The organism is Shewanella sp. ANA-3 (genome assembly GCF_000203935.1).
Classification (GTDB): domain Bacteria; phylum Pseudomonadota; class Gammaproteobacteria; order Enterobacterales; family Shewanellaceae; genus Shewanella.
In genome coordinates this window covers 3068227-3080820 of the sequence record NC_008577.1, presented here as the reverse complement: position 1 = coordinate 3080820, position 12594 = coordinate 3068227, and the positions used below count along the sequence as shown (strand labels likewise).

Here is a 12594-nt window from a genome sequence, read left to right as displayed (position 1 = left end):
TGAGCATTACCTTATGGTAACGAGTTTGAACGTCAAGCAATATTAAACAATAACCCTCTGTTCACAGCAGTAACGTTTCTGCCAATCAAACGCAATTAAACGTGGTAGAAACGGCTTAGGCTGATAGGTAACTAATTGCGGCGATAATGGCGCCCTGTGGATCTTTTATCCAACAAAAACGACCCACTTTAGGAATATCCTCTGGGCCGAAGAGAATATCACCGCCGAGTTTTTTCGCATTAATAGCGACCAAATCGACGTCGGCCACTGTGACGTACCCCGTCCAATGTGAAGGCAAGGCAGGGATTAGATTATCGGTAATACCGCCAATACCTACGCCTTGATTTTCAATGAGGTGATATTGACCATGGGGCATTTTGACCGTTCTAAACTGCCAACCAAACACTTCGCCATAAAAGCGCATGGCTTCTTCGGTATCGTGGGTCGTGAGTTCATGCCAACCTAAAGCACCAGCGGTATTAAATGCAGAGTCCATAAGCACATCCCTTATGTTTACGTGATTGAACAAGGTTGTGGAGTTTTTATCCCCTTGAGTGTAGACGATGCTTTTCAATAATTCCTAAGCGCATTGTGAAATGTGCAATTATTTTTCCTTAAAATCATTAAACTAAGTTAATGTTAATTAATGAAATAACCTGATTGACGCCACTCGCCGTTAGCGATGTAAGGCTTGCCCGGCTAGCGCTTGAGTTAGCTGGGTTTGCACAATGTTTTATCGGTATTTGGCTACGTTTTCATCCTTTTTCTGCATTAGACCTGCATCCCTTTCACTTGCTAAACTAGCGCCATTTGCAATCGCATCGATAGCTTAAGAGGGGAGTAAGATTGAATAAGAGTTTAGTGACAAATGTGCTAGCGGCCATTTGCGTTGCATTGGGATACGCATTGAGCCAACCCATTCTGTTTAATGTTGGTTTATTTGCTTTATCTGGCGCCATTACTAACTGGCTTGCGGTGTATATGCTGTTTGAGAAGGTCCCAGGTTTGTACGGTTCGGGCGTCGTGCCATCGCGTTTTGAAGAATTCAAAGCGGGGATTGCGCATCTTATGATGAAGCAGTTCTTCACCACTGAGAATATCGACCGTTTTCTGTCGGAAAAAGAAGGGATTAGCCAAATCGATTTAGCGCCTGTGATTGATAAAGTGGACTTAGCGCCATCCTTCGATGCTTTAGTTAACACTGTGGCACAATCTTCCTTCGGCGGCATGTTATCCATGTTTGGCGGCACTGAGGCGTTAATGCCGTTAAAGGAACCCTTTATCGAGAAGATGAAAGCCTCTTTGGTGGAAATGTCCGAGAGTGAACAGTTCCGCAACCTATTGAAACAAGAGATTGAGCAGCCGAATGTGATGGCCGATCTGCAAACGAAGATCGCCAATATCGTTGAACAACGCTTGAATGAATTAACGCCGCAAATGGTTAAGCAAATTGTGCAGGAGATGATCCAGACACATTTAGGTTGGCTCGTAGTGTGGGGCGGGGTATTTGGTGGCGCTATCGGACTTGTCGCCGCCTTAGTACAAGGTTAATCTGGCAATAGCCAGCATACTAAAGGGAGCATTGGCTCCCTTTTTGTTTGATTAATCATGAGCAGGGAAGATTATGGATCATCACAGCATTAATTATTTAGAAATCCCCACCACAGATATTGGTCGCTCGAAGGCCTTTTTTAATACGGTATTTGGTTGGCGCTTTGAGGATTACGGCCCGCAATATAGCTGTTTTATTGATGCGGGGATCACGGGAGGTTTTTATCAAGCAGAGGTAAGTTTTAACCTCGAAAAAGGTTGTCCGCTCATCGTGTTGTACAGCAAGGATTTAGAACAGACACAAGCGGCGGTGAAGGCGGCGGGCGGCGCTATTAGTACAGATATTTTCAGCTTTCCCGGTGGACGGCGTTTCCATTTTATTGAGCCTGCTGGCAACGAATATGCGGTCTGGTCAGAGTAATCACCTCGAACATCCCTGTGTGCGAAATTGCTGCCTCGATCAGCAAGATATCTGTATGGGCTGCTTTAGGCATTTGGATGAGATCTTAGCCTGGCGCACCATGACACAGGCGCAGCGCGAGGATTGTTACTTAAGAATGGCTGAGCGTAAGATTGCATTCGAGGCAAAACGAAGCGCTAGTCACTTAGCTAAGTGACTTAGAACCGCTAGAGGTAAGAGATGAGAAAACGGCGCCCAGCAAATACGATTGTGTAAAGCTAAAGCGCCGCCGGACTCTTGTTAGACGGGGTCGACCACAATATGCTCAAGTTCGATGGCCGCAACGGCATGTAACGCATCCATGGTTGCGCCCACTAAACTGATTTTCCCCTGTGATGACTCGACCAGCACCGCGCGGCGGATCTCGCCAAAATCACGGTTATGTCGAGTCAGATTCGATAAGGCCATTTGCATTGGCAGCATGGAAGGGTTAAACGCCGCGTTTTCAGCGTAGCGACCACAATAGGTTGCGCCGTCCGCTGTTTCTAATACGACGGCCGCATAACTTTGGGTATAAGGCGCGTAGCTTAAACCCGCATGATCTAACGCCTCAATCACCATAGGATCGCTGCTATCGAGGGCAAATTCGGTTTCCTGCTTGACCAGCAAGGGCGACTGCACATTTAAGTCCTTCGGCCCAAACGCGTAGGGTAGGTAATAGGACAGTAAATGGCTGTCTTGCGATGGCAAATGGATCTTGATTTGACCACCTTCGACGAGTTCGTTCATAAACTGACGGCAATGACCGCAGGGACTGGCGTTGACTATCATATCGACAATTTGGCTCTCGCCACTTAACCAAGCGTGACTGATGGCGCTTTGCTCCGCATGCACAGAGTGAAACAGGGCCTCGCCGAGCAGCTCAAGGTTAGCGCCCATATAGATGTCGCCACTTTTCCCTTTGGCAATCGCGCCGACATAAAACTCGCTAATCGGCGGTTTCGCCAAGGCGGCGGCAATAGGCAGCAGCGCCAGTAATACTTCGGCTTCGGTCATTTTGCTGCTTTGGACTAACTCTGCCAGTTGCTGTGCATCAATATGTCCCGCAAAGTTTTGATGTAATAGGGGAATTAATGCGTCAGCCAATGGTGTTGGCAGCTGGGTTATGCTTTTGATAAATCTATCTTGCATTTCCCGACTCCTTGTTTGTTAAGTTCATGGAAGAACATTCTAGTAATTTTGTTACGGTATAAATGCGAGTTAGTTCGCGTTTATACCTCAATTTAACGCCAGTTAAGTGACAACTGAAAGAAGTTATCAATGTCTGGCGTTAAATAACGGTCTTATCTGATTAAACTCTCTGCTTAGCGATTGGCTATCGGTGTTGTAGAGTCCGCGTAGCTTTAGAGCCCGCGTAGATAGTGACACAGGGCCGCGAGTAACTTCTGTTTGTGTTCATCACCCTCGGTATCTTGCAGCAGATTTTCAAGTTTGAGTAAATAATCCTGATCGCTCAAACGTTGTTGGCAGAAAGTACGCCAACGCTGAGCTTCTTGATCATTTAGCAGCTCAGGATAGTTACGTGCTCGATAGCGGAACAGCATCTCGGGTATGCGTCCATCATCAAACTGCAGATCCAGCGCCGCTAAATTTTGTGGCAAGGTATGACGAATGATCTCCATCTTGGCTTTATCGGCGGGGCTGAAAAAACCACCCGAATACAGCATTAAGTCAGGATCTGTGGTTGTGACTTCACCTTCATGCTCAAAGAGTTGTGCCAGTTTTTCCCGCAATTCAGGGTGAGCCTTTAAGCGTTTGTATTGCTCTCTCGCAAAGGCTTTATCGATATTGAGTCTTTCTGCCTGGGCATCATCCAAAATCTTGGCCGAGGTAATAAAAGGGCATTTGTTAAGATGAACTTGTTTGACTGGGATAGGTAACTCATCCGCGGCAAGCTCGGCTCTCGGCGTATACATGCGAGTCTTTATTTGCTCGACATCTAACTCAAACAGCGGGCTTAAATCCATGGCTAAGTTAACGCAAATAATGGCGTTTTTGTTGCTTGGATGGTGGGCAACAGGGGCAATAAGAGTTGTACACCCCTGCAGCGCACTGATTTTGGAACTCACATGGGCAAGCGGCTGCATATTCAACACATCGATTTGGGCACTCACGGCCTGTTTACGGCGTAGCTCGAAATAGTATTGATATAACTTGGGTTGCTTTTCTTTAATTAGCTTGGCCATAGCGATGGTGGCGTACACATCAGACATGGCATCGTGGGCTTTTTCATGGCTTAAACCATTGGCTTGCGTTAGGTGCTCTAACTTAAAGCTGGGCGAGCCATCTTCTTTTAATGGCCAATGGATCCCGTCTGGTCTAAACGCGTAGCAAGCTCTGACTAAATCGATGATATCCCAGCGTGTATTGCCATTTTGCCATTCGCGGGCATAGGGGTCGATAAAGTTACGGTAGAAACCGTAGCGGGTGACTTCATCGTCAAAGCGTAAGGAGTTATAGCCTGCGACACAGGTATTCGGTTGGCTAAAGAGGGCATGAATACGCCCCATAAACTCGGTTTCAGGCAAACCCTTTAAATTGGCTAATTGTGGTGTGATCCCTGTGATTAAAATAGCTTCTGGCGAGGGGAGATAATCCGTTGATTGTTTACAGTAAAAAGTCTCGGGTTCACTGATGATATTGAGATCTAAGTCTGTGCGGATCCCGGCAAACTGGGCCGGTCTATCCTTGGCGGGATTGGCTCCGAAGGTTTCATAATCGTGCCAAAAAATACTTGGCTGAGATGCTGTATACATAATTTCAATCAAATGACGGTTTTGTCGAATGATAGCATCTTAACACTTAAACTCACCGCAATATTCATTAGCAAAAACCGAGATTGAGAAATTATATTGAAAAGATAAGCGCTTAAGAGGTGATCTTTACCTCGGTTGGCAGTTACAATTCCCTTCAGAACAGGGAATAAGTCTTATGCATCATCAATATCTTAATGAACCTATGGTACTCGATGTTGGGCAGAGCTCGACACTGTCCTTAACCTTGCCCAGCAATATCAGCGATTTTATTGTGCTTGAGGCGATGGGGGCACCATTGCTTGAGTTGATTGTGGTGTCTGAAACACCGCAGCCGCAGATTGCCATTCGCTTTCAACCTATTTTGGGACTCAAACTCAATGCCGAGATAGTGGAAGCGACAAGTTTTGCAGCATCAACGTCAAGATCTTTGGGGCAAGGAGTCCGGCTCTACCATCGTCTAGGCACTGCACCCAAATTTTGCGCGCAGGAACTGCGCGCGGGCATTGCCATTAAGGTCGATGCGCAGGCCGGGATCAGTGTGTCACTGCAAGCGGCATCTAAATTTGAGCTCGTCGCACTCGAGTCCGATGGCCGAGGTTTGCATGAGCCGAAAGTGTTGATGATGGCGAAAGCGATATTAGCGCGGGAATATGACTATAATGCTACCGCTGAATCCTTGGCCGTATGCTTGACTGAAATAGAACAAGTTCGGCTCGAGCTACAAGCGTTTTTACGGGGAGACTTGGGGCATTGTCATACGGGGTTAGCCGAAGAGGCTGTGCGACTTGATCCCTTGCTGCAACAAAAGCGCCAATGGTTATTTCGCACTTATACTCATATGTTCGAACGACCTAATTTTAGCCGTGCGGCCAATGACGGTTTGAATATCGATAAAGCCTTAAGGAAGCTCGAATGTTTTGAGCTGCTCGCCTCCCCTGAATTACTGCAAATGGTGGAGCGACTCATGGAAGATGAGGCATAAGCCAGCCATTCCAATCATTTATAGAGTTAACCAATGCAATATATATGTCCTTTGTGTGCCTTACCGCTCACCTTGACTGAACGAACTTGGGGATGCCCGCAGGCACACAAGTTCGACATGGCCAAAGAAGGTTATGTGAATCTGCTTCCCGTGCAGAAGAAAAATTCCAAAGATCCCGGTGACAATCAACAGATGATGTTGGCTCGCAGGGAGTTTTTAACTGCGGGTTACTATCAAAGTTTGAGTGACAGAGTGAATGAACTTGCACTTGCGTATGCCAGCGAGGCCCGGCAGATCCTCGATATCGGCTGTGGTGAGGGGTATTACAGCCATCGTTTGTACAATACGCTTGTCGCCGAGCATCCTTGCCAGTTAAAGGGCGTGGACATCTCCAAATCTGCGATAAAATATGCGGCTAAACGTTACCCGAACCTCAGCTTTTGTGTGGCGAGCGCCTACGAAATGCCCATTCCATCGCATAGTATCGATTTAGCGATTCGTATTTATGCGCCATCGAAGGTGGAAGAGTTACAGCGGGTCATGGCGCCCAATGGCATTTTGATCACTGTATCGCCAGGACCTTTACATCATTTTGCGCTAAAACAGCAAATTTATGCCGAACCGAGATTGCATCCAGCGTCCGATGCCAAGATTGCGGGGTTCGAATGCTTATACCAAGAGCGCCTTAGGTCACAACTTGAGCTAAATAATAGCCAAGATATTAGCCATTTTCTGGAAATGACTCCCTACGCTTGGAAGTTTACAGCCGAACAAAAGCACACATTTGCACAGAGCGGATTAAGCTGCGAATTAGACTTTCAGATTGAAGTACATCGCATTTCAGTCTAGAGGTTGATTTTAAGCTATTGAAATAAATTATTTAAAATGCTTAACTGTCGATGCTTACGCCGTAAGAACATGCTGTTCTGCGAGCCGGTGGCAAAACCTGAGATGGGCTTGGTTTAAATAAATTTTTCAAAGTGTCGCAGTATGTTGACTTATCTTTAGAATGGTTTATAGTCTTACTAGCTTGAAGGTTGGGCTTATATTTATGTGTTCAATACGACCAGTTCGTCCTGTAAACATAAGTAATACCGGCATTTTCCAGCTCCACCGCCGTTAAGGCTTTAATTTTTTATTTACAGGATTTATATCATGTCTCAAGTTACTGGTGTTGTTAAGTGGTTCAACTCTGACAAAGGTTTCGGCTTCATCGAGCAAGAATCTGGTCCAGACGTATTCGTACACTTCCGTGCAATCAACTCTGACGGTTTCAAAACTCTTGACGAAGGTCAAAAAGTGTCTTTCACTGTGACTCAAGGTCAAAAAGGTCCTCAAGCTGAAAACGTAACCGTAATCGGTTAATTTTCAGTGCTGTTAGCCTAGCGCTGATAGCAATGGATTTAAGAGCTGTGGTTGATACCATGGCTCTTTTTATTTGTGTAGCTTTTAAGTTTTTACACTCTTGCTTTGTATATCTGTGAGTGGATTAGGCGGTATTCTTTCTCAACCTCTCAACCTCTCAACCTCTCAACCTCTCAACCTCTCAACCTCTCAACCTCTCAACCTCTCAACCTCTCAACCTCTCAACCTCTCAACCTCTTAACCTCCTTTCCTCTGTTTTGGAGCCTATTTATCTAGCAAAAGTTGAGTAGTGAAAGTTGAGTTTGATAGTTAAGCTATCTGCATCGGTGCACATCAAGTCTTGTTTTGCCAGCAATAATAAACCCACAATCTTTTGCGAAGTTAGCCTTCAGATCGTGGGTTAGCAGTTATTGCAGCCTTATTAGGTGCTTATTTAAGAATCGAGCTTATCGTCCGCAACTTTATAGTGGGGATCGTCTAGCAAATTCACTTCAACCAGATCGCCTGCTTTGTGAAGTAAGGCTTTACAATCGGCACTTAAATGCACCAAATGCAGCTTTTTCCCCAGCGCAACATAACGTTCGGCAAGGGTATCTATGGCTTCTAATGCTGAATGATCGGCTACGCGTGAATGTTTGAAATCGATAACGACATCCTGGGGATCCTGCGAGGCATCAAATAATTCGAGGAAACTGGCCACTGAGCCAAAAAACAATGGGCCGTTCAGCTCATAGACTTTCCAGCCAAGGCTATTTGAGGTTACTTTTACGCTGATGTGCTTGGCATGTTGCCATGCAAACACAAGCGCCGATACCACGACGCCGACAAAGACGGCAAAGGCGAGATCGGTAAAAACGGTCACAGTAGTCACGAGCACAATCACAAAGGCATCATGTTTAGGGATTTTGCCCATAAACTTAAAGCTTGCCCATTCGAATGTGCCGAGCACCACGATAAACATCACGCCAACCAAAGCGGCTAGCGGAATGATTTCGATAAAAGATGCGCCAAACAGGATAAAAGTCAATAAACCGATAGCTGCGGTAATACCGGATAATCTGCCGCGTCCACCCGAGTTAATGTTAATCATCGATTGACCAATCATAGCGCAGCCGCCCATAGCCCCAAAAAAGCCGCTGGTGATGTTGCCCACGCCTTGACCTATACATTCTTTATTGCTGCGTCCTCGGGTATTAGTCATCTCATCGATAACCGTCAAGGTTAACAGGGATTCGATTAATCCGACGGCGGCTAAAATAAAGGAATAGGGCAGAATAATGTAGAGTGTCTCAAGGTTAAACGGCACCTGTGGGATCGCAAAGCTTGGGAGTGAGCCTGCGATTGTGGCGTGTTCGTCACCACTCATGGTTTTAAGAAAATCCAACACATTACGGGTTTCTAAGTCAAAACCCACCACGATGGCGGTCACGCTTAAAATCGCAACTAACGATGAGGGGACCGCTGTAGTCAGTTTGGGGAGAAAGTAAATAATTGCCATGGTCAGTGCGACTAACCCTAACATCAGCATTAAAGGCTCTTGTGGTAGCCAGACTAATTCCCCTGCGGCATTTTTGACTTTAAATTGCCCGAGCTGAGCCAAGAAAATCACAATGGCAAGGCCATTCACAAAACCTATCATCACAGGATAGGGCACAATACGGATAAACTTACCCAGTTTAAATATCCCAGCGCTGATTTGGATTAACCCCGCCAGCACCACAGCGGCGAATAAGTATTGCACGCCATGTTCAACCACTAAGGACACCATCACCACGGCCATGGCCCCTGTTGCGCCCGAAATCATGCCTGGGCGGCCGCCAATCAGTGCGGTAACCAATCCCATAATAAAGGCCGCATAGAGGCCGACCATAGGTTCGACATTGGCGACAAAGGCAAAGGCAACGGCTTCTGGGATAAGCGCAAGTGCGACCGTCAGCCCCGAGAGAATATCGGCTTTGTGACTAGATGTTTTGTGGCGAAAAAGATCGAACATGAAACCTCTGTTAATGACTTGTGTTGGCAAAATAGCCGCGCATACTAACAAAAAAGCCGATTGAGCTAAACCTTAAATATGGCTTAATTTGCTGAAAATAAAAAAGCCATGCAAGTGCATGGCTTTTTTCACTACAGGTTGAGGATTATGGACGAGCCATATCCGATTCGGCGCTGTTGCTGTGTTTCAGTTTAGGCGCAGCCGCTTCGGCAGAGGCGACACTGTCATACTCGCGACCTTTTGGTACTTCAACCTGAGCTCTAACTTCTACCGTTGGCTTGGTCATTTCTGATGACACCATAGAACCAAAACGACTCGCCGCTTTGGGTTTGCTCACCACAGCTTCAGCTGTAGGCGCTGCTTCGACAGATTGAGTCACAACGGGTTTTGCCTGTGGTTTAACGATAGGAGCGGGTTTTGCCATTGGCGCAGAGGCCACAGACTTCATGGCTTCTTTTGCTTCGGCTTTGTCTGCTTCAGGCGTTACGGCTTCAACTGCAACGGCCTTTGCTTCTGCTTTTGGTTGAGCCGGAGTTTCGGCTGGAGCCACAACGGCTTCCGTTACCGCTTCTACAGTTTTCACTGGCTCAACAGCAACTTCTTTTGTTTTAACGCTTGTCTCAGCCTTGTTGTTTACCGCAGTGTCTGCAGGAGCTTTTGTTGTTGCAACTTCGGCTTTAATCTCAGCCACTTGCTCGGTAGCAACTGCCTCAATAACTTCAGTCTCAACAGCGTTACTGGCGGTGGTTTCAGCAACCACACTGACATCTGCTGCTTCGACTACAGTTGCAGGAGAAGTCACAGTCGATTCAGCCGCGACTTCAATTGCTTTTGCTTCAGTGGTCTCAGCTGCTTCTGCCGTTTGAGCGCTTGGAGCAGGGTAGTCTTGATCGTCACCCAATGCATCGTTTGGTACGAATTGCGCAGGTGCAGAGGCGCCTTGCTCATCTTCATCACGGCGACGACGTTGGCCAGCCGCTCTCAAATGACGTGGGCTGCGGCGACTACGACGTTGTCCATCGCGAGATTCACGTTTCGCTTTATCATCTGCATCGGCGCTGACGTCTGCGTTATCCGCATCGGTCTCGGCTTCAGTCTTAACGCTTTCTGTTACGTCAGAAGGCGCATCAGCACGGTTTTCTACTACAGGCGCTTCTACAGCCACTTCAGTACTTGCTTCAGCTTGGCTTACTGCATCAGTAGCTTCTGCTGTCTCATTGGCAACCGCGGTTTCTTTACGTGGCTGGCGACGTGAACGTGGTGCTTTGGTTTCAGATTGTGGTTCAGTTGCAACGTCAGTATTGGCAGCATTAACAGCGGCCACTTCGGCTAATATCACTTCTTCTTGAATTGGCGCTTCAGAGGTTTCATTGGCGTTATCGATGCGTACTTTACGACGCATGTTACGGCGCTGACGACGCTCACGGGCCACTTCTTGCTTTGGCGTGTCGTCTTGAGACTCCGCGACCACTTCTTTTGGTGCTTGGTTACGGCTCTTAGGCTCTGGCTTAGTGCGTTTTGCATTCTCGTCTTTTTCACGAGCTGGACGCTCCTGAGCCTGAGGTGCATCAGCCGACTTCTTGGCATTGCGGGTGCGTGGCTCGCGGGTGCCTTCTTTCGCTTTGTCTGCATCTTGGTTATTGCGAGTACGGCGAGTGTCATTACGACGATTACGACGGTTCGCATTGGCCGTTTGGCTGTCAGACTTTTTGGTTTCTGTGGTCTTTTCAGCCGCAGGCTTATCGCTTGAGCTGAAGAAGGCGCCAATGGCACTGAACAGTTTGCTGAAGAAACCTGGCTCTGTTGCTTCCACTTTGTTGGCAGTTGGTGCGGCGGCTTGTTCTACTTTCTGTGGTGCAGTGAAGCCTTTTAGGGCTGGTGCAGGCGCAGCAGTGCGTTCCAGTTTACGGGGTTCGTATAACTTGGCTTCTGGCTGTTCGATGCGCTTGTAGCTAGATTCATCGATTTCATCGTCGGTGCGGTGACGAATGACGCGATAATCTGGGGTCATCATGTGCGGATCTGGGATCACATAGACTTCCACATCATGGCGTTGCTCTGTGATACGAATCGCTTTGCGTTTTTCGTTCAGCAGGAAGGCCGCCACATCGACAGGCACTATGGCTTCGATTTGTGAGGTGTTTTCTTTGATGGCTTCTTCTTCCATCAAACGCAGAATCGACAGAGCTAAAGATTCGGTACTACGAATAGTGCCTTGGCCATGACAGCGAGGGCAGATATGCGCAGCCGATTCTTCTAACGAAGGGCGCAGACGTTGACGTGACATTTCCATCAGGCCGAAGCGAGAAATACGGCCTAATTGCACGCGGGCACGGTCGTGGTGCACGGCATCGCGCAGGCGGTTTTCGACTTCGCGTTGATGGCGCACAGGCGTCATATCGATGAAGTCGATCACGACCAGACCACCTAAGTCACGCAGACGTAATTGACGGGCAATCTCATCGGCGGCTTCAAGGTTGGTATTTAATGCGGTTTCTTCGATATCGCCGCCCTTAGTTGCGCGGGCAGAGTTGATATCGATTGAGGTTAATGCTTCAGTCGGGTCGATAACAATCGAACCGCCCGATGGCAGACGCACTTCACGTTGGAACGCCGATTCGATTTGCGACTCGATTTGGAAGTGAGTGAATAATGGCACTTCAGCTTCGTAGAGTTTTACACGCTCAACAAAATCAGGGCGTACCAGTGCGATATGCTGTTTGGCTTCTTCAAAAATACGTGGGTGGTCGATTAAAATCTCGCCCACATCGCGGCGCAGATAGTCACGAATTGCACGTACAATCACGTTACTTTCTTGGTGAATTAAGAAAGGAGCGGGTTTGCTTTGCGCCGCTTCGGTAATCGCAGCCCAGTGGTGCTGTAGAACTTTTAAGTCCCATTTCAGTTCAGTCGATTCTTTGCCAACACCTGCGGTGCGCACAATTAAGCCCATACCCGCAGGGACTTCTAAATCGGCCATGGCTTCTTTTAATTCGGTGCGCTCGTCACCTTCGATACGGCGAGAAATACCGCCAGCACGAGGGTTGTTTGGCATCAAGACTAAGTAAGAACCCGCTAAACTGATAAAGGTCGTCAGTGCCGCACCTTTGTTGCCGCGCTCTTCTTTGTCAATTTGAACAATAACTTCTTGTCCTTCACTGACCACTTCTTTGATGTTTGGGCGACCTTGGAAAGAATAACCTTTAGGGAAGTATTCTCTGGCGATTTCTTTTAGCGGTAAAAAGCCGTGGCGCTCGGCACCATAATCAACGAAAGCGGCTTCTAAAGAGGGTTCTACGCGGGTAATTTTACCCTTGTAAATGTTGGATTTTTTTTGCTCGTGACCAGGACTTTCAATATCCAGATCGTACAGTTGTTGCCCGTCAACCAGGGCAACACGCAACTCTTCTGATTGAGTTGCATTGATTAACATACGTTTCATGATGACGTCATTCTTCTTTAAATGGAGGTCATCAAACAATCGCGT

Annotated in this window: 11 protein-coding genes; 6 read left to right on the top strand and 5 right to left on the bottom strand. The window is 47.4% G+C overall.

What is annotated here, in order from left to right; translation table 11 throughout:
* Positions 1 to 115 precede the first annotated feature (115 nt).
* Positions 116 to 496, bottom strand: a complete 381-nt coding sequence (locus tag SHEWANA3_RS13585; RefSeq protein WP_011717478.1) for a VOC family protein — start codon at positions 494 to 496, stop codon at positions 116 to 118.
* Positions 497 to 846: 350 nt separating this feature from the next.
* On the opposite strand from SHEWANA3_RS13585, the gene SHEWANA3_RS13580 reads away from it, so the two are divergent.
* The 3 genes from SHEWANA3_RS13580 to SHEWANA3_RS13570 all read left to right on the top strand — a co-directional run bounded on the left by SHEWANA3_RS13580 (position 847) and on the right by SHEWANA3_RS13570 (position 2168).
* On the top strand, positions 847 to 1551 hold the full coding sequence (locus SHEWANA3_RS13580; RefSeq protein ID WP_011717477.1) for a DUF445 family protein: 705 nt from the start codon (positions 847 to 849) through the stop codon (positions 1549 to 1551).
* Between the two features lie 73 nt (positions 1552 to 1624).
* Positions 1625 to 1972, top strand: a complete 348-nt coding sequence (locus SHEWANA3_RS13575) for a VOC family protein (RefSeq protein WP_011717476.1) — start codon at positions 1625 to 1627, stop codon at positions 1970 to 1972.
* A complete protein-coding gene (locus tag SHEWANA3_RS13570; RefSeq protein ID WP_011717475.1) occupies positions 1953 to 2168 on the top strand; it encodes a DUF1289 domain-containing protein in 216 nt (71 codons plus the stop codon). The genes SHEWANA3_RS13575 and SHEWANA3_RS13570 overlap by 20 nt, the downstream gene beginning before the upstream one ends.
* Positions 2169 to 2251: 83 nt before the next feature.
* On the opposite strand, the gene cdd is transcribed toward SHEWANA3_RS13570, so the two are convergent.
* Complete coding sequence (gene cdd / locus SHEWANA3_RS13565; RefSeq protein ID WP_011717474.1) at positions 2252 to 3142, bottom strand: cytidine deaminase; 891 nt, start codon at positions 3140 to 3142, stop codon at positions 2252 to 2254.
* A 212-nt stretch (positions 3143 to 3354) separates the two neighbouring features.
* Positions 3355 to 4767, bottom strand: a complete 1413-nt coding sequence (sbcB, locus tag SHEWANA3_RS13560; RefSeq protein WP_011717473.1) for an exodeoxyribonuclease I — start codon at positions 4765 to 4767, stop codon at positions 3355 to 3357.
* 175 nt (positions 4768 to 4942) lie between these two features.
* Here sbcB and SHEWANA3_RS13555 point away from each other — a divergent pair, with 175 nt between their 5' ends.
* The 3 genes from SHEWANA3_RS13555 (at position 4943) to SHEWANA3_RS13545 (ending at position 7114) form a co-directional block, all read left to right on the top strand.
* Positions 4943 to 5749 (top strand): hypothetical protein, encoded by an 807-nt coding sequence (locus SHEWANA3_RS13555; protein WP_011717472.1) that lies wholly within the window; start codon positions 4943 to 4945, stop codon positions 5747 to 5749.
* Positions 5750 to 5782: 33 nt separating this feature from the next.
* Complete coding sequence (rlmA, locus tag SHEWANA3_RS13550) at positions 5783 to 6598, top strand: 23S rRNA (guanine(745)-N(1))-methyltransferase (protein ID WP_011717471.1); 816 nt, start codon at positions 5783 to 5785, stop codon at positions 6596 to 6598.
* A gap of 306 nt (positions 6599 to 6904) precedes the next feature.
* Positions 6905 to 7114 (top strand): cold-shock protein, encoded by a 210-nt coding sequence (locus SHEWANA3_RS13545; RefSeq protein ID WP_011072720.1) that lies wholly within the window; start codon positions 6905 to 6907, stop codon positions 7112 to 7114.
* A 433-nt stretch (positions 7115 to 7547) separates the two neighbouring features.
* Here the strand turns inward: SHEWANA3_RS13545 and SHEWANA3_RS13540 are convergent, their stop codons facing one another.
* Both SHEWANA3_RS13540 and rne read right to left on the bottom strand, forming a co-directional pair.
* On the bottom strand, positions 7548 to 9107 hold the full coding sequence (locus SHEWANA3_RS13540) for a SulP family inorganic anion transporter (RefSeq protein WP_011717470.1): 1560 nt from the start codon (positions 9105 to 9107) through the stop codon (positions 7548 to 7550).
* 145 nt (positions 9108 to 9252) lie between these two features.
* Positions 9253 to 12549 (bottom strand): ribonuclease E, encoded by a 3297-nt coding sequence (gene rne / locus SHEWANA3_RS13535; protein ID WP_011717469.1) that lies wholly within the window; start codon positions 12547 to 12549, stop codon positions 9253 to 9255.
* Between the last annotated feature and the right edge of the window lie 45 nt (positions 12550 to 12594).